Raw genomic sequence first — 23,726 nt, 5'->3', positions numbered from 1 at the left:
CCCCGACACTAAAGCTAAAACACCTCAGGCTTCAATAAAGTATTTAAGCTGTAAGTGAATGGTTACAATGGGTTGCCAACTTTCCTTTACATCGATCAAAACCATCTTGCCCATGAAGCTGGCTTTTTAATCGGTTTCAGTTCAAATTTATTTCCCGTAACTGTGTAGTGCAGTGCCCATAAAATAATGACAAGAACTGGAGAGCCCCATGGCCGATTTGACTATGAACGGATTACAAAATCCATTACAAACCGATGGCTTTGAATTTGTTGAATACACAGCGCCGACTGCAAAAGGCTTGAGCGATTTAAAAGCACTGTTCTCAGACCTTGGCTTTGCTGAAATAGCCAAGCACCGAAACAAGCAAGCTTGGTTGTACAAGCAGGGCGATATTAACTTTATTGTAAACGGTGAGCCGGATTCTCACGCTGAAGAGTTTGCTTCACAGCATGGTCCTAGTGTTAACGGTATGGCGTTTCGTGTTAAAGATGCGGCTCATGCCATGGCACACTCGATTAAAAACGGTGCGAAGCCATTTCAGGGCCAAATAGGGCCTATGGAGCTTAATATCCCTGGTGTCTATGGGATTGGAGATTCAACTTTATACTTTGTAGATCGTTACGGTGATCAGACTATTTATGAAGTGGATTTCGAATTTTACCCAGATTGGGAATCACGCTTAGCTGAAAACAGCGTGGGTTTAGAGGTATTAGATCATTTAACGCATAACGTTATGCGCGGCAACATGGCAAACTGGGCCGATTTTTACGAGCGCATTGGTAACTTCCGAGAAATTCGTTATTTCGACATTGAAGGCAAGTTAACAGGGCTAACCTCGAAAGCAATGACGTCTCCGTGCGGAAAAATCCGTATTCCTATAAACGAATCTTCAGACGATAAATCGCAAATTGAAGAGTATTTGAAAGAATATAAAGGCGAAGGCATTCAGCACATTGCGTTGTCAACCGAAGATATATACGACACCGTCAGAAGACTGCGCGCACGTGGTGTTGATTTCATGACAACGCCCGATACTTACTATGAAAAAATTGATGATCGTGTTCCTGGGCATTCAGAGCCACTGCAAGACTTGAAAGATTTAAATATTCTAATAGACGGCGCTCCAGAAGATTCGGGCATACTGTTGCAAATATTTACGAACACCGTTATTGGACCTGTGTTTTTTGAGATTATCCAGCGTAAGGGCAACGAAGGGTTTGGCGAAGGCAACTTTAAAGCGTTGTTTGAATCTATCGAAGAAGATCAAATTCGTCGCGGCGTTATTGACGCTGACTAGACGGTTCTTCGTTAAAATCTAAAGTTAGGTTCTCACCTATTTTTGTGTGTGTTTCAAAATTAGGTGAGCGCCATTTTAAATACTCATTAAAGGGCATCGGTTTGGCGATATAGTAGCCTTGTAACTTATCGCATCCTAACTCTTTTAACAGCTCAAGCGTTACACCGTCTTCTATACCCTCCGCTGTTACGTTTAAGTCAAGATTCTTCGCCATCGTTATCGTAGCTTTTACAATCGCTTGGTGCTTCTCTGAGTTAAAGAAGTCTTGAATGAATTGCTTGTCTATTTTTATATCATCAAAAGGGTGGTCACTGGCGTAAGTCAGAGAAGAATAGCCCGTGCCAAAGTCATCAATGGCTAAGTTAAAGCCAGCTTCACTTAAATCAAATAAATTCTTATTAAATGTTTCGCTGTCGAGAGAGTGAGTTGTTTCGGTGAGTTCTAATGTGAATTGATTAGTGAGCAAATTGTGTCGTTTAAAGATATTACAAATTTCATGGCAGAATCCGTCTTTTGATAAGTCATGCGCCGAGACATTTATGGCGAAATGAAAATCGTGTATGCCAAATGTGACTAATGCTTTTGCATGTTTTGCCGCACGTGTGATAACCCATGTGGTTAAGTGGTTAATTAAACCTGTTTCTTCCGCGATCATGACAAATTCATCGGGGCTGATAAAGCCATAAAGTGGGTGCTTCCAACGAATCAGTAATTCACTCGGCGTGATATGGGTTTGATTCGAAAAAAGTTGAGGTTGATGATAAAGCTCTAGTTCGTTGTTGCGAATCGCATTGGCTAGATCTAAGGCCAGCTTGATTCGGCGTTCACTGATTAAATCGGATTCTGGGCTGTAAATAAAATAAGGAACATCTTTTTCTTTTGCCTGAGTAATGGCTTGCTTCGCTTGATTGATTAAATCGAACTGGTTCGTTTCTTTTGCATCAACGATAGCGGCACCGAAAATACAATGAATGCGATAGGGGATAGAGCCTTGCACAGGATTGAAGTTCTCTAGATCGCTGAGTCGTTTCAAGGCATCTTCAATATTGGTGTAATCGTCTGTATTCACCAAAATAGACAATAAGTCGCCACGTGCCAGTGAAATAGCGCCGTTTTTATTGTTGTCTTCGTCGAGTTCAATGACCGGTAGCGTACTCTTGAGCTGGCTAACAATGTAATTGGCTAATCCGAATATCATCACCGACAACTGCTTATCTGTTAAATAGGGGGCAATAACATTGTAATTGGTGATTTCAACGGTAATTAAACTGATGGGTTCTTTGGGAATGCCCTCTTGTAATCGGTTTATGGTTTTTTGTAATAGGCCGTCGTTAGCAAAACCAAATTTGCTTTCATGTGTGGCTTGGTAAAGTCGTTGGCTTTCAGTGTTTCCGAGTCTTTCAGCAAGAGCCATTGAAATTAACGTCATTTCGAAAATGGCTGAGAACAAAAATGCGTACCGCGTCCAAAAATTATAGGGTGCATTTCCGGTAAATAAGGCAAAACCAACCCCGGCACCTATGAATAGGGGTAACCAAGAAATGACGTAATATTTACTCCAACTAAAGCGTTCTTTGATTTTAAAAGTTACCATCTTATAAGCCAAAATATACAGCGAAAGCTGAAGCACCGAAAAAACGGGTACCGTTAGATATTCTGGAATAAAAAATGAGAAGACAAAGTAAATGGCTAAGCAGGCACTTAAAATAGAGTAGTAGCTGTGCATCTTGGTATAGCTGCGGTTAAACTTTAAAAAGTTAACTGCAAAAAATATGGTCATTAATGCCAATAGTGCATTTTGAGGAAGAATGTGCTGGTTTAAGAAAAGTTGAACCGGTTCTTTAAATAGGTAATAACCATAGCCGTGAATTACACCTAAATTGACCAAAATAGCAATTACATAGCCAATGTAGGCTAAGTAGGTTAAATCTCTAACGCCTTGATACAGCACTAAATTATAAATTGCCATGAGCATGGCTATTCCAATAAAAGTACCCCAAATCAAAAACTCGATTCGCTGGTAATCTGAAAACTCGTCTTTCGTAAAAATGACAATAGGGAGTTTAGGGGAGCCTAATGTTTGGCTCGCTACAATAAAAGTTCGGCTTTCCATCGGTCGCAGTGAAAACTGATAAGCCGAGGCAATTCTTTCATCGACAGGAATGTTTTTAACAAGGTCGCCTATTTGTTTTTCTAGAACATAGGTTTGAGTGCTGGAACGAAAACGATAAATGTCTATGTTATCGATCATGGGGTTATCAAATTTAACCACCAAACTGCTACTTTTTGTATCTTTATTGGTCAGCGTGAATTTGTGCCAATCGGTATGATCACCATATTTAGGTTTGATCGAATTGAGTTTACTTTGAGAAAATTCTAGCGCATCTAATTTTTCTGGGTTTACCGATTGCGTGGTTCTGGTAAAACCGTAGTCAAGTTCAATAAATTCAGGGTGGTCACGCGATAGTAAATCGTTAAAGTTTGACCACTTAAGTGCGAAACCCGCTAAAATGATTGCAATGACCGAGACCACAAAAACGACGGGTATTGCATTGAGCGGGCGGAACTTGTTTGGCATAAAAAAAACTACTCAAGATTGAGTATTTCAATATAGCACAGCATTTTGAGCTGCGCGTTGAACTCCGTTCAAAAAATTAGGGATTGGTTAATGCTTTAGTATTAGCGTCATTTTTACATCTTGGTAAAAATGACGCTTTAAGGCAGTGGGTTATACGGCGGGTTCGTAAGCCAGTAATGGAGACAACCATCGCTCTGCTTCGACGAGGCTCATAGATTTTCGAGTTGCGTAATCCTCTACCTGATCTTTGGTGATCTTACCAACGCCAAAGTATTTCGCTTCTGGGTGGCTAAAGTACCAACCCGAAACGGCGGATGCCGGAGTCATGGCAAAGCTGTCGGTGAGTTCAACACCGGTGTTTTTCTCAGCTTCTAATAAGTCAAACAACTTCCGCTTTTCTGTATGATCAGGGCAGGCCGGGTAGCCAGGGGCAGGTCTAATGCCTTTATAACGTTCTTTGATTAATTCATCGTTCGACAGTGATTCATTCGGTGCGTAGCCCCAAAGCTGTGTACGAACCCGCTGATGCATATATTCCGCTAACGCTTCAGCCAAACGGTCGGCCAAGGATTTCAGTAATATGCTGTTGTAGTCATCGCTGTTTTGCTCATAGGCTTTTGCTCTCTCTTCAACGCCATGCCCGGTAGTCACTACGAAGCCACCCACATAGTCTTGAGCAAATTCTGAGGGCGCTATGAAGTCGGCGAGTGAATAATTGGGTTGCCCTTCTGGTTTCATCGTTTGCTGACGTAAGTGCTCAAGATTCACCTGAGCACCTTCAGCTTCTAGAGTAATGGTATCGGGTGCGCTGGTATTCGCAGGCCAAAATCCAACAACGGCTTTTGGCTCGATCCACTTTTCTTCAATGATTGTCTTTAACATGGCTTGGGCATCGTTGTAGAGGTTGGTTGCGGCCTCGCCAACTTTGACATCTGACAATATTTTCGGGAATTTACCGTGCAGTTCCCAAGTAATAAAAAATGGGGTCCAATCAATAAAATCGACTAGATCAGACAACTCTATGTCATCTATAGTCTTTACGCCGGTAAAGCTTGGGGTAGGGGGCGTGTAACTGCCCCAATCAATATCAGAGGTGTTCTCTGTTGCCGCCTCATAGGTGTGTAGGGCTTTTGATTTTCGGTTCTTGTTACGCTCACGTACGACATCGTATTCCGCGTGAATTTTAGCGGTAAAGTCAGCTTTCTGATCGGGCGAGATTAACGATTGCACAACCGAGACAGATCGTGATGCGTCGGAAACATACACGGTGGCATCATTTTTATATTGTGGTTCAATTTTAACCGCCGTATGGGCTTTAGATGTAGTTGCACCACCAATTAACAGCGGTAACTTAAGGTCACGTCGCTGTAATTCACGTGCAAAGTAAACCATTTCATCGAGGGACGGTGTAATAAGACCAGACAAACCAATCACATCGACTTTTTCTTCAATAGCGGTGCTTATGATTTTTTCAGCCGGCACCATGACCCCAAGATCAATAACTTCAAAGTTATTGCAGGCTAAAACAACTCCGACGATATTCTTACCAATGTCATGAACATCGCCTTTCACGGTGGCCATAAGAATCTTACCGTTCGACTGACGGCCTTCGTCTTTTTCCGCTTCAATATAAGGAATAAGATGCGCAACGGCTTGCTTCATAACACGTGCCGATTTAACAACCTGCGGTAAAAACATTTTACCCGCTCCGAATAAATCACCCACCACGTTCATGCCGTCCATGAGCGGTCCTTCGATGACTTCAATGGGTCGTGGAGCTTCTAATCTGGCCAGTTCCGTATCTTCAATGATGTGGCTGGTAATACCTTTCACGAGCGCGTATTCAATTCGCTTATTCACGTCGAAAGAGCGCCATTCGAGTTCGACCTTTTCAGCCGTTTGACCGTCGTTTCGGTATTTATCAGCAATATCGAGCAGCCGATCGGTTGCGTCGGCGCGTCGGTTTAGAATGACATCTTCAACCAGCTCGCGGAGCTCATTAGGGATATCATCGTAAATTACAAGCTGACTAGCATTCACAATGCCCATATTCATGCCAACGTTGCAAGCATGGTAAAGGAACACGGAGTGAATCGCCTCTCGCACTGCGTTGTTGCCACGAAAAGAAAACGACACGTTTGATACACCGCCACTGACACTGGCATAAGGCAGGTTTTCTCGAATGAACTTGGTCGCTTCGATGAAATCTACCGCGTAGTTATTATGTTCTTCAATACCCGTGGCAACTGCAAAAATATTGGGGTCAAAAATTATATCTTCAGGAGGGAAACCATTGTCGACCAGTAGTTCATAGCTGCGACGACAGATTTCAATTTTTCGTTCTTTGGTATCGGCCTGGCCGACTTCGTCAAAAGCCATAACCACAACGGCGGCACCATATCGGCGACATAATTCGGCCTGCGCTAAGAAGTTTTCAACGCCTTCTTTCATCGAAATAGAGTTAACAATGCTTTTGCCCTGAATACACTGTAAACCCGCTTCAATAATGTCCCATTTAGAGGAGTCGACCATGATAGGCACTCGTGAAATATCAGGTTCCGAGGCAATGAGATTAAGAAAGTGAACCATCGCTTCTTTGGATTCGAGCATGCCCTCATCCATGTTGATATCGATGATTTGCGCGCCGTTTTCCACTTGCTCACGCGCCACATCGAGCGCTTCATCGTAGAGCTCTTCTTTAATTAAACGCTTAAATTTAGCCGAGCCAGTAACATTGGTACGTTCGCCCACATTCACAAAATTTAATGCATCGCTGACGACAAACGGCTCTAACCCAGAAAGCTTCATTTGTGGCGTGAGTGTCGGTATTTTGCGAGGAGAGTGGTTAGCCATGGCTTCATTGATCATTGAAATGTGCTTTGGTGTGGTTCCGCAGCAACCCCCAATAATATTCACAAAGCCACTTTCGGCAAATTCGTTTACGACGGCAGTCATTTCTTCGGGCGTTTCTTCGTATTCACCGAACTCGTTGGGTAGGCCAGCGTTCGGGTGAACGGATACGTGACAGTCGGCAATAGACGATAGAGTTTCTAAATAAGGACGCAGCTCTGATGCACCTAAGGCGCAGTTTAAACCAACGCTGATCGGCTGTGCATGGCGTACTGAATAAAAGAACGCTTCTGTGGTTTGCCCTGAGAGGGTTCGGCCAGAGGCATCGGTGATGGTTCCAGAGATCATGATGGGCAGTTTGTAACCAATTTCATCGAATACGGCTTGGATTGCAAAGATAGCGGCTTTGGCGTTTAACGTATCGAAAATGGTTTCAATAAGGATTAAGTCTGAACCACCTTCAATGAGACCGCGCGAGGCATTTTTGTAGTCATCGACCAGTTCATTAAAGGTAACTGCTCGATAACCAGGGTTGATTACATCAGGAGACAAAGACAATGTTTTGCTGGTTGGCCCTAAAACACCCGCCACCCAACGTGGTTTGTCTGGCGTTTCAGCAGTTTTGGCATCGCACACTTTACGCGCCAGAGCAGCGCCTTCTTTGTTCAGCTCATAGGCTAGGTCTTGCATGCCATAGTCGGCCTGAGACACTGCAGTACTATTGAAGGTATTGGTTTCAATAATATCCGAGCCGGCATCGAGGTAGGCTTTGTATATGGCTTCGATGACATCTGGCCGAGTAATAGACAGTAAATCGTTATTGCCGCGAATATCGCTAGGCCAATCAGAGAATCGATCACCGCGGTAGTCCTGCTCTTCCAGTTGATAGCTCTGAATCAGAGACCCCATAGCCCCATCTAAAATTAGAATTCGTTCTTTAATGGCAGAATAAAGGGACTTAATTCGATCTTGGCTGGCAGACATGACACTCTCTTTTTATCGGGTACAGAAATATTATGAGGCTAATGAAAACCCAAAATTCGTCGAATATCAAGCTATATCAAAAAATATTGATATAGTTATAGCCAGTCTGAATGCAAAAGCGAGTATTGCTCTAGGTCATGATAGCGACTGTACAGCATTTCAGCTTGTCGTAAGGTACCTTCATGATGAAATCCAAGTCGATGCGCTATGGCACGACTGTGATGATTTAAGGTGGCGGCTTTTATCACAATGCGATTCAGTTTGTATTCTTGGAAACCGTGCTGAATAACGGCTCGCACGCCTTCAGTCATATAGCCGTGGCCACAATGCTCCTTCGACAGCCAATAGCCAATTTCAGCACTGTGATTCGAGGCGTTAATAATATTAAAGCCAGCCATGCCAATGAGCTCTTCATGTAAGTACAAAGCCATTGGACATTGTGTGCCATTGTTTATGCCGTTTAGGCAATCGGTGAGAAAGCGCTGAGAATCAGATTCGCGAGTACTAAAATCTAGCCAAGGCAACCATTGTCGTAGAAAGGTTCGATTTTCATCGATTAAACTGGCCAGTTGAGGAGCAAAAGTAGGGTCAGGGTAGCGAAGCGTTAAACCGCTAATGTTCGTTTTTAGCTGTGTCATGTTGCTCCTAAAGTAGGTCGTTCCAAGCCGTTAGGTTGCTTGGAACGATTACGGCCATTGGTTAGTTGTGAGAATGTAACTCACTGTTAAGCTCTATAGCCGATTTATTGGTTAGACACTCAATTCGGCCACTGACCGCATTGCGCCAGAACAACAGATCGGAAAGCCCAGCTAATTCACGTGCTTTCACAACTTTAATGACGTCTTTATTTGAGTCGAGCATGGTCACTTTGGTGCCCGCCGTAATGTATAAACCGGCTTCAATGGTGCAGCGGTCTCCAAGTGGAATTCCCGCCCCAGCATTTGCACCCAATAGGCAGTTTTCGCCCATAGACACAACAACTTTACCGCCACCAGATAGGGTGCCCATAATAGAAGCACCACCACCTACATCTGAACCATTCCCAACCATAACTCCGGCACTGATACGGCCTTCAACCATAGAAACACCATCGGTTCCTGCATTAAAATTAACAAAGCCTTCATGCATGACGGTGGTGCCTTCACCTAAGTGCGCACCCAAACGTACCCGTGCTGTATCACCAATGCGGATGCCGCTCGGTACAACATAGTCTGCCATTTTAGGGAATTTATCGATGCAGTTTACTTCGATAACTCGGCCAGCCAAACGTGCTTCGATTTGTCGTTGCGGTAGCTCGGGTAAATCTATCGGGCCTTCACTGGTCCAGGCAATGTTATGCAAAATACTGAAAATTCCATCTAGGTTGGTACCGTGTGGCTTCACTAGGCGGTGAGACAATAAATGCAATTTAAGAAAGCCTTCTGCTACGTTTGCAGGGGCGGCATCGGTTTCTAAGAGCGTTAACACTAGCGTCTGTTCGCTGTCTTTGGCGTGGTTTAATAACGTAGCATTTAAGTTTAAACCTTCTGCGTCGAACACATCGGCTAGGGCTTTGTATTGTGCCGGCTCTAATACATGCACGGCGTTGCCTGAATCGTGTTTAACAATAGCGTTGACCGACTGAATCAAGGCATCGCCTGGGTTTAACTGCGGTTGTGGGTACCATGTTTCAATGATTTTTTCTTCTTTGTTGCGCGTTGCAGTGCCTAAACCGATGGCATAGTAAGACATGTGATTCTCCATTAAATTAATTTTTGAAATGCCGCTTCATCGAAGCCGACTATAATTGTGTCATTCGATACAACAATTGGGCGCTTAATAATTGACGGTTGCTCTAGCATTAGGTCAACGGCTTTGGTTTCAGTCATAGAATTTTTTGTCTCGTCATCCAATTTTCGCCACGTTGTACCGCGTTTGTTAATGACGGTCTCCCAAGGGTGCGCCGCCAAAAATTGTTGAGCAAGCGCTTGGGTAGGCGCTTCTTTTTTGTAATCTATGAATTGATAGTCTGCGTTTTGAGCGTCAAACCATTTTAAGGTTTTCTTAAGGGTGTCACAGTTTTTTATGCCGTAAATTTTAATCATGGAACGGTACCTTTATAAAATATTTTTCAATCTTTTGGCCGCTGTTATGCAATCATCTAAGGGTGCGACCAAAGCAACACGTACATGGCCATAACCAGGGTTTACTCCATCGACGGTACGAGACAAATACTGCCCTGGTAACACTCGTATGTTGGCTTTACTGAGCCAATCTTTGGTGACTTGTAAGTCATCTGTTTCTAAATCTGGCCAAAGGTAAAAGCTGGCGTCGGGTACGCTAAGTGGTAACACGCCTTTTAACTCGGCCGTAACAGCACGATACTTTTCGTTGTAACGTTTACGGTTGTTTATCACATGCGTCTCATCTTGCCATGCGGCAATGGAGACTTTTTGATGCGGTATAGGCATGGCACAACCATGGTAGGTTCGATAACGTAAAAATGTAGCAATCCGTTCACTATCACCGGCGGTAAATCCACTGCGTAGCCCTGGTAGGTTACTGCGCTTACTGAGGCTGTGAAAGACTAAGCAATTTTTAAAATCATTATGACCTAAATCAGAGGCTGCTTGCAGTAAGCCAGCAGGTGGGTTTGCTTCATCTCGATACAGCTCGCTGTAACATTCATCACTAAAAATAATAAAATTGTGTTGAATCGACTTTTTGATGAGCCATTTTAATGTCTCGATCGATAAGGTTGTACCGCTGGGGTTACCCGGTGTGCAAATAAACAGCATTTGGCATTGTTGCCATTGTTCATCGTTGATGGATCGATAGTCGGGCTGGTAATCGTTTTCTTTTGTGCAGTCTAGGTAACGTGTTTTACCACCCGCTAATAAAGTTGCGCCTTCATAAATTTGATAAAACGGGTTTGGCATCCAAACTTCATCGGCATCAGACTCAGAATCGAATAGAGCTTGCACAACAGAAAAGAGTGCTTCACGTGTACCGGTGACTGGCAGTACATTCGCTTCCGCGCTAAAGGCATCGGTTTCTTTTAACTTAAACCTGCGGTAGCACCAAGCGCTAATGGCTTCGCGCAGTTCAAGTGTGCCCGCAGTGGCTGGGTAGTTTTCAAAACTTCTGAGGTTGGCGTTTAACACCTTTTCTACAAAACTCGGAGCAGCGTGTTTCGGTTCCCCAACAGACCATGCAATAGGAGATTGCTCGGCCGGAGTAACATCGGCTAATAAAGCTCGGAGCTTTTCAAACGGGTACGGGTGTAATGCAGATAAACGAGGGTTCAACGGTCAAGTACCTCTGAAATAGTTTGTGTCAGCGCTTTTTGTAAGTTTTCAACTTCTTCTGTGCTTTGCAACGGCTCGCCGTCTTGATTCACAACAAAAAAGACATCCTCTACGTGTTCGGCCAAAGTTGAAATGCGCGCATTTTGTAGAATTAAGTTCTGTTCTTTAAAGCAACGGCCAATATCGGCTAATAAACCAGGTCTGTCTGCCGCAACAACCTCTACAATTGTTTTCGGGTTAATGCTGTCATTGCTGATGGTGATCTCGATTGGTACCTGAAAATGTTTCAGCTGGCGCGATATACGGCGATGAGTCGCAGATATAGAGTCAGGGTCCTGAATGGCTAATAACAGTTTGTGCTGAATTTCTTTTAAGCGCTCAGAATTATCGCCAATACTGGTGCCATCGGCTTCTAGTACAATAAAGGTATCTAAACTGAAGTTCGAAGACGACGACGTCATAATGCGTGCATCTTGAATCACTAAGTTTAAGTTACTGAGAGTGGTGGCAATGTCGGTAAATAAATAAGGTCGGTCTGGTGCGTAAACAAACACCTGAGTTCCGCCAGCATAACCTGCTCCGGTATTGGTTTCTTTTAATAACACTAATGGAACATTTTTTCCGTGGTTGGCGATAGCTCTAGAATGCCAAGCAATGTTTTCAGGCGTCTCCCGTAAAAAGTAGTCATCACCTGGGTTATCCCACAGTGCGATAAAGTCTTCTTGAGTAAACCCATCTTCAACCAACAGTTCCATGGCTTTAGATTTAGTTTGAGCTATCCACTCATCTTTATCGACTGGATTGCTTAGGCCTCTTCGTAACGCAATTTTTGTCGATTCGTAGAGCTGCTTTAATAAGGAAGCCCGCCAGCTATTCCAAAGATTAGGGTTGGTGGCGTAAATATCGGCAACGGTTAAAACGTAAAGATATTCGAGCCGTTGAGAAGTTCCTACTTGCTGCGCAAATTGATTGACCACTTCAGGGTCTGAAATATCTTGGCGCTGCGAGGTCATCGACATCAGTAAATGGTTGCGTACTAGCCAGGTAACCAGTTCGGTGTCCCACTCTGAAAGCCGGTGACGAATACAAAAACGTTTGGCGTCAATCGCGCCTTCAACGCTGTGATCAGAATCTCGTCCTTTGCCGATGTCGTGGTAGAGTGCGGCAATATAAACCAACTCTACTTTAGGCAGCTGCTGAACAACTTTGGTGGCAATAGGGAATCGTTTGGTGTTGCTTTTGTGGCGGAATTTTCGAAGATTACGAATAGTCAAAAGGGTATGGGCATCGACGGTATAAGCGTGAAACAAATCAAACTGCATTTGCCCAACCACTTTACCAAACTCAGGTAAATACAACCCTAAAACCCCGTATTGGTTCATGCGTCTTAGGTTGGTAGATACACCCATTGGGCATCGTAACAGTTCCATAAAAAACGTAATGTTACGTAGGTCTTGTCTAAAGTGGCCATCAATTAATCGGTGGCTAGCCAGAATAAGCCGCAATGTTGAGGCTTTAATATCTTTCACTTCTGGCGTTTGCGCGCACAATACAAATATTTCTAACAATGCCGAGGGCGTGCGCTGAAACACGTTGTCTTGGGTCACTTGTATGTAACCATCTATTACAACAAAGCGAGAGTTCAACTCTATAACTTCTTGTTCTTTGTTTTTGTCGCCTAAAATTTCTTCATCAAAATGTTGCAGCAACATGATGTTGAGCGCTCGTAGCTTAAAGACCTGGCGAAAGTAGTCTTGCATCAGGTGTTCTACGGCGAGCAAACCTTCGCGCTCTACATAGCCAAATAAATCGGCGACTTGTTCTTGTAAGTTAAACAGTAACCGATCTTCTTCGCGGCCAGTGTTCATGTGCAGGGCGTAGCGAACACGCCATAAAAAGTCTTGGCCTTCGAGCAGTTCGTGATACTCAGAATCGGTTAAAAAGTTTCGCTCAACCAGGTCTTGCAGCGAGTCATCACCAAAGTGCCGCTTGGCCACCCAGCCAATATTCTGAATGTCGCGCAGTGCACCGGGACCTGCTTTTACATTAGGCTCTAAGTTGTATTCGGTTTCGTTGTATTTGCCATGACGAATCGATTGTTCGTTCATTTTGGCTTTGTAAAAATCTTTACTGGGCCAAATATTCGTTGGCGAGGCGGCTTCGGTTATGGCTTCACACAGTTCGTGGCTGCCGACTATCGTGCGAGATTCCATTAAGTTGGTGGTCACCGTTACATCGGCAATGGCTTCGTTAACGCAGGCTTTGATTGTGCGAACACTGTGGCCAACTTCGAGTTTAATGTCCCACAGTAGGGTGATGAATGATTGTAAGGAGGAAACGTTGTTATCAATGTCTTTTTCGGATTCAAATAGAAACAGCAGGTCGATATCGGATTTGGGCAGCAATTCACCTCGGCCATAACCGCCAACGGCTATGATGGCCACTTTTTCTGGGTTTTCCCAAGTAAATTGCGTCCATATGCTCTGAAGGAGCATGTCCATTGCCCAAGCTCGGCCACAAACGAGGCTGCGTATTGGTTTTCCTTTTACAAAGCGTTGATCGAGTACTTTGCTTAAGTTATCCAGCGCAGCTTTTAATGTTGGGATCGCTGGTTCCGTTTTTAGCTGTTCGATGAGTGCTGCTTTATCGAGCAGCTTCTCATCGGCGTATCGCGAAAGATCCAATGTGGGTCCTTAAATCAAGTCAGGTAGTGGTTATTCACAAAGTTGACTGATAGCCTTTTTAGAATTTCTCTTCGTTCCGTTTTGTGAGTACTTCTACGCCGGTTTTAGTGACAAGCAAGGTGTGCTCCCACTGTGCCGAGGCTTTACGGTCTTTGGTGATCACTGTCCATTGGTCGCCTAAAATTTTGCAGGCGGCCTTGCCTTGGTTAATCATAGGCTCAATGGTGAAGCACATGCCTTCTTTAACCGCCATTCCTGTGCCGGGCTTACCGTAATGTACAATTTGTGGCTCTTCATGGAAGCCAGCTCCAATGCCGTGCCCACAAAACTCGCGCACTACGCTGTAGTGGTTAGATTCGGCATGCTGTTGAATAATATGGCCGATATCACCTAGGGTGGTTCCAGGCTTAACAATTTCAATGGCTTTATATAGGCACTCTTGAGTAATTTTGCATAGGCGGTCAATATGCGCGGGCACTTCGCCTACGTAAAACATTTTGCTGGTATCACCATGATAACCGTCTTTAATTACGGTTACGTCAATATTGACGACATCGCCTTTCTTCAGCTTTTTCTCATCACTCGGAATACCATGACAAATTACATGGTTAACCGATGTACAAATAGATTTAGGGAAAGGAGGGTGCCCATAATTCAGTGGTGCTGGGATAGCATCTTGCACATTAACGATATAGTCATGGCAAATACGGTCAATTTCACCCGTAGTGATGCCAGGTACCACGTGTTCTTCGATCATTTCAAGTACTTGCGCAGCCAAACGGCCTGCAACGCGCATCTTTTCTATTTCATCAGGTGTTTTTATGGTGACAGCCATGGACCTTCCAAATCAAATTCTTGAGTAATATCAATAGATTCTAATGGTTTTGCCAAAAAGTAGCCATAGGGGTTAGATGGAATAATCCTCTGAAAATGGTTACCTAGGCTATCCTCCGATTAAAACGATACCAAAATGTAGGAGTGTACGAAGCAAAGCGAATACGCGAAGTGTTGATGTTCAGCACCACATTTCGCCTAGCCACCCATTTTCACTTTCCTCGGTCGCTTTTCGCGCTTCCATGCGCCGCTAAGCCTCGCCATCCCTGGCTCGGATTTCCGAGGAGAGTAAAAATGGGTACCTAGGCTACCCCCGAATCAACCTACCAAAAGTAGGAGTGTTCGAAGCAAAGCGGAGACGCGAAGTTTTAGGTTCACCAACCTGCTGTAATTTAGCACCAGATTACGCCTAGCCACCCATTTTCACTTTCCTCGGTCGCTTTTCGCGCATCCATGCGCCGCTAAGCCTCGCCATCCACGGCTCGGATTTCCGAGGAAAGTAAAAATGGGTACCTAGGCTACCCTCGAATCAACCTACCAAAAGTAGGAGTGTTTGAAGCAAAGCGGAGACGCGAAGTGTTGATGTTCAGCACCACATTCCGCCTAGCCACCCATTTTCACTTTCCTCGGTCGCTTTTCGCGCATATATGGACCCACCCCGTTTGCAAGACATATTTGATCATCATGTGAGAGAAAATCATTGCTCTCATATATCCGGCCTTTGACTGAAGGTGTTTTTGACCTCCTGGCCCCGATGGTTATCTGCGCTCAACCCCCTCATCATCCATACGGCCTCGAAGGCCAATGCGCGTGTAAGGGTTCGGATGAGCCGGTCTGACCTATCTCACCATCCGATCAATCTGTCTTTTGCAACTGAAGTGAAAGGTAATTACTTTCTCTTATTATATTGCCAGCCTTTGGCTGGCGTTTGCTTCTATACCGCTAAGCGGTAACTCTCTTCTCGGGCCATAACTACCCAAGCAATACGTGCTAGTTTATTAGCTACAGCGACACAGGCTTTATTATGCCCGCGGCGCGCCAACAGTGCTTGTGCCCAACAACTGAAGCGATCGATCTTGCCGGCCGAATGCATGAGTACTGCGCGAGCACCGTGTATCAATAGAGTGCGTAAGTAGCCGTTACCCCGTTTACTGATCCCAAGTAAACCTGCCTTGCCGCCACTGGCGTGTTGCCCAGGTACGAGGCCAATCCACGCAGAAAAATGACGACCATTCACAAAGTTTTTGCCATCGCCTGCAGCCGCATACAATGCACTGGCGGTTATTGCGCCGATGCCCAACACGCCTTCTAGGCGTTTACAGGTCTCGTTCTCTTTGTTCACTGCTTTTATCCTTTGCTCGCAGATGTGCAGTCGTTGATCCAGTTCGTACAGCTCGTCGAGCAAGTCGGCAAAGAGCTCTCGTGCCATAACCGTTAAACCATTTTCTGCATCTTCTAATACTTCCGGCAATGTTCGGCGTACAGAGGCAATCCCTTGGTTAATCACAATCCCATACTCCGCCAGTAACCCTCGTACCTGATTGACCAATCCGGTACGGGCCTTTTTAAGACGTTCACGGCGGCAGTGATAATTCTGTACATCTTGTTGCTCAATACTCTTGATAGGCACAAAGCGCATCGTTGGCCGCTGCGCGGCTTCAGCGATTGCCTCAGCATCGTTGTAGTCGTTTTTATTACCTTTTAAAAACGGCTTGACGTACTGCGGCGCGATAAGTTTGACCTGATGACCTTGCGCAATAAACGCCCACGCCCAGTAGTTGGCGCCGCCGCAGGCTTCCATCACAATTAAACACGGATCTAAGTTTGCCATGTAAGCCAAAACCTCTTTTCGACGCAGCTGCTTTTTCTTAACCAGCTTGCCCATCCGGTTGGTAGCAAACAGATGAAAAACAGACTTTGCAATATCTAACCCAATCGTTGTAATCTTCATATCGACCCACTCCGCTTCTGTTAAATGGTTTGTGTTCAACTTCCATTTTGGCCCATTATGAGGCCGATAGGGAAGTGGGGTGGGTCCATACCATTATCCATGCGCCGTTAAGCCTCGCCATCCACGGCTCGGATTTCCGAGAGAAATAAAAAAATTGGTATCTCGGCGAGGCATAGCGGCTCTTGAAGGAATGCAAATCGCTTCATCACTCTGTTCCGGGGGCTCCTAGCGGTAAAAGGGCAGTTATAGGTTTTAACATGCAGCCCGCAACCCGCAGCCAAAAAAAACGCCCCTCCATTCCATACCGTCGACCTCGACTAGCACGCCTAAACAGCCCTTTTTTAGCGGCCTCCACCCGCAGCCCGCAGCCTAAAACCCAAAACCGCTCCATCTTTTCCCTTGCTATAGGGGTATGTATTTGGTATAAAGCGCGCCGCTCTTACACCTTAACTCGTAAGAGTCGGTCTATCATGACCGTAACTTAAAATCTCACATGCATCGTCACGTGGTTCTGGGTGCCTTCGGGTTGGACTATGGGATGTGTGGAGGCCTAACCCAATTAGAGAGGATTTTATGGTACAAGTTTCAATGCGTGAGCTGCTTAAAGCAGGTGTTCACTTTGGTCACCAAACTCGTTACTGGAACCCAAAGATGGCTCAATACATCTTTGGTGCGCGTAACAAGATTCATATTATTAACCTTGAGCACACTGTTCCAGCAATGGAAGAAGCGATTGCTTTGGTTTCTAAATTAGCCGCTAAAAAGAACAAGGTTCTTTTTGTTGGTACTAAGCGTTCTGCTAGCAACATCGTTCGTGAAGAAGCTATCCGTGCGGGTATGCCTTACGTTGCGCATCGTTGGTTAGGTGGTATGTTGACCAACTACAAAACGATTCGTCAATCGATCAAGCGTTTACGTGATCTTCAAAGCCAAGAAGCAGATGGTACTTTCGAGCAGTTAACTAAGAAAGAACGTCTAATGTCTTCTCGCGAGATCGTTAAGCTTGAGAAAACGATCGGTGGTATTAAAGATATGGGCGGTTTGCCTGATGTCTTGTTCGTAATCGACGTTGATCACGAGCGTATCGCTATTCAAGAAGCGAACAAGTTAGGTATCCCAGTCATTGGTATTGTCGATTCTAACTCTAACCCAGATGGCGTTGATATTGTCATTCCTGGTAACGACGATGCAATCCGTGCGATCGAAATCTACGCACGTACTATTGCAGACGCAGTTGTTGAAGCTAAAGCTGACACAGCAAGCGAATTCGTTGAAGTTGCTGAAGCGACTGAAGAAAAAGCTGCAGAGTAAGGCTAGACCTTATTCGTTCGAAAAGGGGTTTTGGCCCCTTTTTTGGTTTGAGAATGCTTATTATTAATCGAATTGAGGATAAAAATCATGGCGATTTCTGCAAGTTTAGTTAAAGAGCTGCGTGAGCGTACTGGCTTAGGCATGATGGAATGTAAAAAGGCATTGGTTGAAGCCAATGGCGATATCGAAGCGGCAATCGACAATTTGCGTAAAGCATCTGGTCTGAAAGCGGCTAAGAAAGCAGGTCGTACTGCGGCTGAAGGTATTATTGTTACACGTACTGCTGAAGATAACTCAGTGGTTATGTTGCTTGAGATCAACAGTGAAACTGACTTTGTTGCACGTGACGAAAACTTCTTAGGTTTTGCAAACACAATCGCTGATGCGGCGTTTGCAGCAAAAGAAACTGACGTTGCTAAGCTAATGGCTGGCGAACTTGAAAACGTTCGTGAAGCTCTAGTTCAGAAGATTGGCGAGAACATCTCTGTTCGTCGTATTTCTTTTGTAGGTGGCGAAGGCAAAACGGTTGAAGCTTATGTTCATGGTGGTCGAATTGCGGCAGCTGTTGAGCTACAAGGCGGCACGCCTGAGCTAGCTAAAGACATTGCTATGCACGTTACTGCAAGTAACCCTCAGTTTGTTAAGCCTTCTGAAATTTCAGAAGACGTATTAGAGCGTGAAAAAGAAGTTGTTCGTGCTCAATCTGAAGGTTCTGGTAAGCCAGCTGAAATCATCGAGAAGATGATGATTGGTCGTATCAAGAAGTTTGAAGCTGAAATTTCTTTAACAGAGCAGCCTTTCATTAAAGACCCAGACGTTAAAGTGGGTGTTTTAGCGAAGAATGCTGGCGCTGATGTTGTTGGTTTTACTCGCTTTGAAGTGGGTGAAGGCATCGAGAAAGAAGAAGTAGACTTTGCTGCTGAAGTTGCTGCGGCAGCTAAAGGTAACTAAGTTACTGATTTATAAGAAAAAGGCAGCTTAGGCTGCCTTTTTTTATGCGCCCAAAAAATGCGTGAAACTGATCAAAGATGCAGGTGAGAGTTGCGGAATAATTCGAAATTTGTGTGTATAATGCCTGCAAAATTTAACATAGCTGTAAAAACAGCGTGGATTAACCCAGTTAAGGACGTTAGCTCATGATCGAAGAAATTAAGCAGGAAACCAATACTCACAACCAAAAAGCGATTGGCGCATTAGATGATGCGTTTAATAAAATCCGAACTGGCCGTGCAAACCCTGCTATTTTGGATAACGTAATGGTCGATTACTACGGCACTATGACGCCAGTGAAGCAAGTTGCCAACGTTGTTATTGAAGATAACCGCACCTTGTCGGTTGTGCCTTGGGAGCAAAACATGGTGCCGGCCATTGAAAAGGCGATCATGAAAAGCGATTTAGGCTTAAACCCAGCAACAGCCGGTAACAACATCCGCATCGCGATGCCTATGTTGACTGAGGAAACTCGTAAAGACATGATTAAAGTTGCTCGGGCCGAAGCTGAAAAGGCTCGTGTATCGGTTCGTAATGGCCGTCGTGATGCGAACTCAAGCATCAAAGAGCTTGTGAAAGAGAAAGAAATGTCTGAAGACGAAGGCAAGCGTTCAGAAGAAGAGATTCAAAAGCTTACCAATGCCGCCATTGCTGAAATTGATAAGCATTTGCAAGAAAAAGAAGCTGAGTTAATGAAAGTTTAGGCTTTTTAGTAGCTTTCCTCAGAGGCAGCATGGCGACATGTTGCCTTTGTGTTATTTAATTGGTTAAAAACCGAAGGAAGAGGCGTTTTATCAGGGATGTTTGGTAAAAAAGAGAAGTTAATGAGCGAAAGTAACACCGATAGAAAAATTCCAAGACACGTCGCCATCATTATGGATGGCAATAATCGTTGGGCCAAAAAACGGTTGTTAGGTGGTGTGTCGGGCCATAAGGCTGGTGTTAAAGCTGTGCGAACTACGGTTGAGCATTGTGCGCGTTCGGGCGTGAAGGTATTAACACTTTATGCGTTCAGCTCTGAAAACTGGGCTCGGCCGCAAGAAGAAGTGAATGCGCTCATGGACTTGTTTTTAATGGCATTGAAACGCGAAGTTAAAAAGCTTGCCAGCAATAATATTCGCCTAAGAATCATTGGTGATACCACGGCATTTAATAAATCGATACAGAAATCGATAAAAGAGGCCGAAGCGCTAACCAAAGAAAACGACGGTATGACGCTTGCGATCGCGGCTAATTACGGTGGTCATTGGGATATAACGCAAGCCATGCAAAAACTGGCCAAAAAGGTTCAACAAGGCGCTTTATCGCCTGAAGATATTACCGATGCGCACATAACCGATGAAATAATGCTCGGTGATCTGCCGCCGCCAGATTTATGCATTAGAACCGCCGGCGAGCAACGAATTTCAAATTTCTTACTTTGGCAAATGGCTTATACCGAGTTTTACTTTACACCTGAATACTGGCCCGATTTTAATAAAGAGTCTTTGTTTAAAGCGTTTGACTCGTTTTCCGGTCGCATTCGCCGTTTTGGGCGGACCGACGAACAATTACAGAAAGAGAACCCTTAACTATGTTGTTTCAACGTGTTCTGACAGCGCTGGTTTTAGCGCCTTTAATGTTAGCCGGCATTTACTGGTTACCTGATCTTTGGTTTCGTGGCTTTATCGGCATTATTGTAATGTTAGGCGCGTGGGAATGGGCGCATTTATCAGGCTTTACCTCAATGCGCGCGCGTGTTTTGGTTGGTTTGTTACTCGGAGCAGTACTCTTTGGGTTGCATTATTTTGTCATGGTTACAGATCAAGGTTGGTCGGTCATGGTGCTGGCTACCCTGGTTTGGTGGGCGTTTGCCTTTGTTGCGGTTATTCGCTACCCGAAACATAAAGGCTGGTTAAATTCTCAAATGGCTCGCCTTATTGCGGGTATTCCTGTGTTAGCGGGCTTATGGATGGGGTTGGTGTGGTTAAAGTTGCAGCACAACTCTGTACTGTTGCTCACTTGGTTTATGTTATTGGTGTGGGGCGCCGACATAGGAGCCTATTTTGCAGGCCGATTCTTTGGTAACCGTAAATTAGCGCCTAACGTCAGCCCTGGTAAAACTTGGGCTGGGGTGTATGGCGGCATGGCAACCTCGATACTTATATCAGTTGTGATTGCTCTGTTTTTTCTAGGAGAGCTGAGCGCGATTCGATGGGTTTGGTTAATTGCCTTGTCGGTAGCCGTCATTGCCATTTCCGTATTGGGCGATTTACTTGAAAGTTTAATGAAGCGTAACTCTGGAATAAAGGACAGCTCTTCGTTGCTACCTGGGCATGGTGGAATTTTAGATCGTATAGACAGCATGTGCGCGGCAGCCCCTATGTTTGTCTTGCTTTGGCTTGTTGTTGCTGGAGCCTAAATGAACGCTAACCCCATAAACATTACTGTTCTGGGAGCAACAGGCAGTATTGGTTGCAGTACCCTTGATGTCATTAAACGGCACCCTGACAAGTTCAGGGTGTTTGCGTTAAGTGGTTTTCAAAATATTTCCTTACTGGCTGAACAAATTGTTGAGTTTCAGCCTGCCGTAGCCGTAGTCCCAAATAATCAAGCTCGTGACGCTTTAAAAGCGCTAATCCCTAACAGTAAAACGGAGATTAGCGTAGGCGAACAAGGGCTTATTGAAGTGGCCTCTGCAAGTGAGGTTGATGCGGTTATGGCCGCTATCGTCGGTTTTGCTGGTTTGTCATCATCGTTAGCCGCGGCTAAAGCCGGTAAAAAACTCCTCTTGGCAAACAAAGAAAGCTTGGTGGTGGCCGGAGCACTATTGATGGACGCCGTGCGCGATAATGATGCGCAATTGTTGCCAATAGACAGCGAGCATAATGCTATTTTTCAATGTATGCCCCCTTCGGGAGGCGATGCCGGTGTCGAATCCATTCTATTAACCGCATCTGGTGGACCATTTCGAAGCTTTAGTTTAGAGCAGCTAGCAGGGGTTACTCCTGAGCAAGCGGTCGCGCACCCTAATTGGTCTATGGGACAAAAAATATCCGTAGATTCAGCGTCGTTGATGAACAAAGGTTTAGAGCTAATAGAAGCGTGCTGGTTGTTTAATGTGCCGCCCAGTAAGGTAGAGGTGGTTGTGCACCCGCAAAGCGTCATTCACAGCATGGTTAGGTATGTTGATGGATCTGTGATATCACAAATGGGCGCACCTGATATGCGTACACCTATTGCTTATGGTTTGGCTTACCCTGAACGCATCAGCAGCGGTTCGCCTGCTTTAGCGTTTGATCAAATGCTTAATCTTACTTTCGATCAACCCGATAGAACGCGTTTTCCATGCTTACGTTTAGCAGAAGAAGCGATGGATGTAGGCGGGATTCAGCCAGCGGTATTGAACGCGGCGAACGAAATCTCGGTGGCTGCCTTTTTAGATAGGCATATTGGTTTTATGGAAATTGCCCAAATTAACGAACAAGTGTTTAACGAGATCAAAACTGAGGCGGTGGAATCACTGGATCAATTGATGTCAGTTGATCAGCGAGCTCGAGCTGCAGCCTTAAAGCTTGTAAATAAGGTGAACAAGTAATTATGTTTAATTCTGTCTTTGGCTTAATCATAGCGTTAGGTATTTTAGTAACCATTCATGAGTACGGTCACTTTTGGGTTGCTCGGCGTAATGGTGTAAAGGTTTTACGCTTTTCAGTTGGTTTTGGCCAGCCCATTTGGCGCAAAATAGATAAGCACGGTACAGAGTTTGTTGTTGCTTGGATTCCCTTAGGTGGCTACGTCAAAATGCTTGATGAGCGTGAAGGCGATGTCCCAGAAAACTTAAAAGACCAAGCGTTTAATACTAAGCGGCCAGGGCAAAAAATAGCCATTGCCTTAGCAGGTCCTGTCGCCAATTTCTTATTTGCCATTGTTGCGTTCGCGTTAATGTTCATGATTGGCGTTCGAGATGTTGCCACCATTGTGGGGGAGCCCATTGCTGGCTCGGTAGCTCAAGAAGCCGGCCTACAGGCGAACGATCGCATTATTGCCGTCGATGGCGAAGCAGTTGATGGCTTTTCTGAACTCAGTTTAGCGTTGGCATCCCGAGTGGGTGAGTCTGGGCAAATTGAGTTGCAAGTTGATCGAAAAGGTCAAATACAGCCAGTTTCGTTACCCATTCAGCGTTGGCTGGCAAGTGAACAATCTCCCCGTATGGCAAGAAGCCTAGGCATTACACCCTTGTATCCGAGTCAGCCTGCCATTATTGGTGGTCTTCTGGAAGGCGGTGCAGCACAAAGAGATGGGCTTTTAGCTAAAGATAAGGTCACTCAAGTGAATGGTGTCGATATAGAAGACTGGTCACAATGGGTTAATATTATACAAAGCAGCCCTGAGCAAACACTGACTGTCGGTATTATTCGCAACGGTGGAACACAGCAGCTTTTGTTAACTCCCGATGCGCGCGAAGTAGAGGGTGAAGTGCAGGGTTACATTGGCGCTGCAGCCGCACCGGTCGCTTGGCCAGAAGAGCAACTCATCGTTAATCGATACATGCCTTGGACAGCCTTGTATAAAGGGGCGCTAGAAACAAAGAATATGGTTAGCTTAAGCCTAGGCATGCTTTGGAAAATGGTCAGTGGGCAAATATCGTTGAAGCAAATTGGTGGCCCTATTGCCATGGCTCAAATGGCAGGCACGTCTGTTGAATCAGGGTTTGAAGCTTTCATTGCCTTTTTAGCCTTAATCAGCATTAGCTTAGGTATTATGAATTTATTGCCAGTGCCCATTTTAGACGGCGGCCATGTAATCATGCATGCATTAGAAGCGGTACGAAAAAAAGAATTATCCGAACGAGCTCAAATGATCAGTATGCAAATTGGCTTGATGCTTTTAATATCTCTAATGGCGTTAGCTTTTTTCAATGATATTGGTCGATTAATGTAAAAAGACTGTCGAAGTGGCGCAAATCAAGTAAAAATAG

The 23,726-nt window shown here is 44.9% G+C and carries 23 protein-coding genes; 13 read left to right on the top strand and 10 right to left on the bottom strand.

Translation table 11 applies throughout. From position 1 onward, the window contains the following. The first annotated feature begins 208 nt into the window (after positions 1-208). Positions 209-1,297 (top strand): 4-hydroxyphenylpyruvate dioxygenase, encoded by a 1,089-nt coding sequence (gene hppD / locus QWZ13_RS13755; protein WP_290282275.1) that lies wholly within the window; start codon positions 209-211, stop codon positions 1,295-1,297. Here hppD and QWZ13_RS13750 read toward each other — a convergent pair. Continuing rightward, the gene (locus QWZ13_RS13750) at positions 1,281-3,875 is read right to left on the bottom strand and encodes an EAL domain-containing protein (RefSeq protein ID WP_290282274.1); all 2,595 of its coding nucleotides are present in this window, start codon (positions 3,873-3,875) and stop codon (positions 1,281-1,283) included. The two genes, hppD and QWZ13_RS13750, sit on opposite strands and share 17 nt — an antisense overlap. 83 nt (positions 3,876-3,958) lie before the next feature. Here QWZ13_RS13750 and QWZ13_RS13745 point away from each other — a divergent pair, with 83 nt between their 5' ends. Next, positions 3,959-4,090, top strand: a complete 132-nt coding sequence (locus tag QWZ13_RS13745; RefSeq protein ID WP_290282273.1) for a hypothetical protein — start codon at positions 3,959-3,961, stop codon at positions 4,088-4,090. On the opposite strand, the gene metH is transcribed toward QWZ13_RS13745, so the two are convergent. From metH to map, 7 genes are all read right to left on the bottom strand, one after another. Next, positions 4,026-7,709, bottom strand: a complete 3,684-nt coding sequence (gene metH / locus QWZ13_RS13740; RefSeq protein ID WP_290282272.1) for a methionine synthase — start codon at positions 7,707-7,709, stop codon at positions 4,026-4,028. The genes QWZ13_RS13745 and metH overlap by 65 nt on opposite strands. 95 nt (positions 7,710-7,804) lie before the next feature. Further along, on the bottom strand, positions 7,805-8,347 hold the full coding sequence (locus QWZ13_RS13735) for a GNAT family N-acetyltransferase (RefSeq protein ID WP_290282271.1): 543 nt from the start codon (positions 8,345-8,347) through the stop codon (positions 7,805-7,807). Between the two features lie 61 nt (positions 8,348-8,408). Further along, positions 8,409-9,440, bottom strand: coding sequence for a 2,3,4,5-tetrahydropyridine-2,6-dicarboxylate N-succinyltransferase (dapD, locus tag QWZ13_RS13730; protein ID WP_290283372.1), 1,032 nt, complete (start codon positions 9,438-9,440; stop codon positions 8,409-8,411). A gap of 11 nt (positions 9,441-9,451) precedes the next feature. Beyond that, complete coding sequence (locus QWZ13_RS13725; protein WP_290282270.1) at positions 9,452-9,793, bottom strand: ArsC family reductase; 342 nt, start codon at positions 9,791-9,793, stop codon at positions 9,452-9,454. Between the two features lie 12 nt (positions 9,794-9,805). After that, complete coding sequence (gene dapC / locus QWZ13_RS13720) at positions 9,806-10,996, bottom strand: succinyldiaminopimelate transaminase (RefSeq protein WP_290282269.1); 1,191 nt, start codon at positions 10,994-10,996, stop codon at positions 9,806-9,808. Continuing rightward, entirely contained in the window at positions 10,993-13,680 is a 2,688-nt protein-coding gene (gene glnD, locus QWZ13_RS13715; protein ID WP_290282268.1) for a [protein-PII] uridylyltransferase, read from the bottom strand. Before glnD ends, dapC begins: the two co-directional genes overlap by 4 nt. A gap of 58 nt (positions 13,681-13,738) precedes the next feature. Then, positions 13,739-14,515, bottom strand: coding sequence for a type I methionyl aminopeptidase (gene map / locus QWZ13_RS13710; protein WP_290282267.1), 777 nt, complete (start codon positions 14,513-14,515; stop codon positions 13,739-13,741). Positions 14,516-14,658: 143 nt separating this feature from the next. On the opposite strand from map, the gene QWZ13_RS13705 reads away from it, so the two are divergent. Both QWZ13_RS13705 and QWZ13_RS13700 read left to right on the top strand, forming a co-directional pair. Beyond that, a complete protein-coding gene (locus QWZ13_RS13705; RefSeq protein WP_290282266.1) occupies positions 14,659-14,820 on the top strand; it encodes a hypothetical protein in 162 nt (53 codons plus the stop codon). 431 nt (positions 14,821-15,251) lie between these two features. Continuing rightward, on the top strand, positions 15,252-15,467 hold the full coding sequence (locus QWZ13_RS13700; protein ID WP_290280165.1) for a hypothetical protein: 216 nt from the start codon (positions 15,252-15,254) through the stop codon (positions 15,465-15,467). On the opposite strand, the gene QWZ13_RS13695 is transcribed toward QWZ13_RS13700, so the two are convergent. Continuing rightward, positions 15,449-16,465, bottom strand: coding sequence for an IS110 family RNA-guided transposase (locus tag QWZ13_RS13695; protein ID WP_290283236.1), 1,017 nt, complete (start codon positions 16,463-16,465; stop codon positions 15,449-15,451). The genes QWZ13_RS13700 and QWZ13_RS13695 overlap by 19 nt on opposite strands. A 79-nt stretch (positions 16,466-16,544) precedes the next feature. Between QWZ13_RS13695 and QWZ13_RS13690 the strand changes: the two genes are divergently transcribed. The 5 genes from QWZ13_RS13690 (at position 16,545) to frr (ending at position 19,470) form a co-directional block, all read left to right on the top strand. Beyond that, positions 16,545-16,694, top strand: a complete 150-nt coding sequence (locus QWZ13_RS13690; protein ID WP_290282265.1) for a hypothetical protein — start codon at positions 16,545-16,547, stop codon at positions 16,692-16,694. Positions 16,695-16,722: 28 nt separating this feature from the next. Further along, a complete protein-coding gene (locus tag QWZ13_RS13685; RefSeq protein ID WP_290282264.1) occupies positions 16,723-16,950 on the top strand; it encodes a hypothetical protein in 228 nt (75 codons plus the stop codon). A gap of 88 nt (positions 16,951-17,038) precedes the next feature. Beyond that, on the top strand, positions 17,039-17,776 hold the full coding sequence (rpsB, locus tag QWZ13_RS13680; protein WP_290282263.1) for a 30S ribosomal protein S2: 738 nt from the start codon (positions 17,039-17,041) through the stop codon (positions 17,774-17,776). Between the two features lie 84 nt (positions 17,777-17,860). Continuing rightward, entirely contained in the window at positions 17,861-18,727 is an 867-nt protein-coding gene (tsf, locus tag QWZ13_RS13675) for a translation elongation factor Ts (RefSeq protein ID WP_290283371.1), read from the top strand. A 185-nt stretch (positions 18,728-18,912) separates the two neighbouring features. Further along, positions 18,913-19,470: a ribosome recycling factor gene (gene frr / locus QWZ13_RS13670; RefSeq protein WP_215998807.1), complete on the top strand. Its 558-nt coding sequence runs from the start codon at positions 18,913-18,915 to the stop codon at positions 19,468-19,470. A gap of 5 nt (positions 19,471-19,475) precedes the next feature. On the opposite strand, the gene QWZ13_RS13665 is transcribed toward frr, so the two are convergent. Continuing rightward, entirely contained in the window at positions 19,476-19,607 is a 132-nt protein-coding gene (locus QWZ13_RS13665; RefSeq protein ID WP_290282261.1) for a hypothetical protein, read from the bottom strand. Between QWZ13_RS13665 and uppS the strand changes: the two genes are divergently transcribed. Genes uppS through rseP form a run of 4 tightly spaced genes read left to right on the top strand, consistent with a single transcriptional unit; the run spans position 19,591 to position 23,689 of the window. Continuing rightward, a complete protein-coding gene (gene uppS, locus QWZ13_RS13660; RefSeq protein WP_290282260.1) occupies positions 19,591-20,337 on the top strand; it encodes an undecaprenyl pyrophosphate synthase in 747 nt (248 codons plus the stop codon). The two genes, QWZ13_RS13665 and uppS, sit on opposite strands and share 17 nt — an antisense overlap. A gap of 2 nt (positions 20,338-20,339) precedes the next feature. Continuing rightward, positions 20,340-21,167: a phosphatidate cytidylyltransferase gene (locus QWZ13_RS13655; RefSeq protein ID WP_290282259.1), complete on the top strand. Its 828-nt coding sequence runs from the start codon at positions 20,340-20,342 to the stop codon at positions 21,165-21,167. Next, positions 21,168-22,343 (top strand): 1-deoxy-D-xylulose-5-phosphate reductoisomerase, encoded by a 1,176-nt coding sequence (gene ispC, locus QWZ13_RS13650; protein WP_290282258.1) that lies wholly within the window; start codon positions 21,168-21,170, stop codon positions 22,341-22,343. Positions 22,344-22,345: 2 nt separating this feature from the next. Next, positions 22,346-23,689 carry an RIP metalloprotease RseP gene (gene rseP / locus QWZ13_RS13645; protein WP_290282257.1) on the top strand — a complete coding sequence of 448 codons (1,344 nt, stop codon included), beginning with the start codon at positions 22,346-22,348 and terminating at the stop codon, positions 23,687-23,689. The last annotated feature ends 37 nt before the right edge of the window (positions 23,690-23,726 follow it).

This window comes from Reinekea marina, from assembly GCF_030409715.1.
In the GTDB taxonomy this organism is placed as follows: domain Bacteria; phylum Pseudomonadota; class Gammaproteobacteria; order Pseudomonadales; family Natronospirillaceae; genus Reinekea; species Reinekea marina.
The sequence above is the reverse complement of the archived record's forward strand: the minus strand, read 5'-3'. Positions and strand labels throughout refer to the sequence as shown.

Bases quoted from the DNA above. Each gene is read 5' to 3' on its own strand.
- QWZ13_RS13695 (WP_290283236.1), bottom strand. From the start codon at position 16,465: ATGAAGATTACAACGATTGGGTTAGATATTGCAAAGTCTGTTTTTCAT.
- QWZ13_RS13725 (WP_290282270.1), bottom strand. From the start codon at position 9,793: ATGATTAAAATTTACGGCATAAAAAACTGTGACACCCTTAAGAAAACC.
- ispC (WP_290282258.1), top strand. From the start codon at position 21,168: ATGAACGCTAACCCCATAAACATTACTGTTCTGGGAGCAACAGGCAGT.
- uppS (WP_290282260.1), top strand. From the start codon at position 19,591: ATGAGCGAAAGTAACACCGATAGAAAAATTCCAAGACACGTCGCCATC.
- rpsB (WP_290282263.1), top strand. From the start codon at position 17,039: ATGGTACAAGTTTCAATGCGTGAGCTGCTTAAAGCAGGTGTTCACTTT.
- QWZ13_RS13685 (WP_290282264.1), top strand. From the start codon at position 16,723: ATGCAGCCCGCAACCCGCAGCCAAAAAAAACGCCCCTCCATTCCATAC.
- dapD (WP_290283372.1), bottom strand. From the start codon at position 9,440: ATGTCTTACTATGCCATCGGTTTAGGCACTGCAACGCGCAACAAAGAA.
- QWZ13_RS13750 (WP_290282274.1), bottom strand. From the start codon at position 3,875: ATGCCAAACAAGTTCCGCCCGCTCAATGCAATACCCGTCGTTTTTGTG.
- map (WP_290282267.1), bottom strand. From the start codon at position 14,515: ATGGCTGTCACCATAAAAACACCTGATGAAATAGAAAAGATGCGCGTT.
- QWZ13_RS13655 (WP_290282259.1), top strand. From the start codon at position 20,340: ATGTTGTTTCAACGTGTTCTGACAGCGCTGGTTTTAGCGCCTTTAATG.
- rseP (WP_290282257.1), top strand. From the start codon at position 22,346: ATGTTTAATTCTGTCTTTGGCTTAATCATAGCGTTAGGTATTTTAGTA.
- frr (WP_215998807.1), top strand. From the start codon at position 18,913: ATGATCGAAGAAATTAAGCAGGAAACCAATACTCACAACCAAAAAGCG.
- QWZ13_RS13735 (WP_290282271.1), bottom strand. From the start codon at position 8,347: ATGACACAGCTAAAAACGAACATTAGCGGTTTAACGCTTCGCTACCCT.
- hppD (WP_290282275.1), top strand. From the start codon at position 209: ATGGCCGATTTGACTATGAACGGATTACAAAATCCATTACAAACCGAT.
- metH (WP_290282272.1), bottom strand. From the start codon at position 7,709: ATGTCTGCCAGCCAAGATCGAATTAAGTCCCTTTATTCTGCCATTAAA.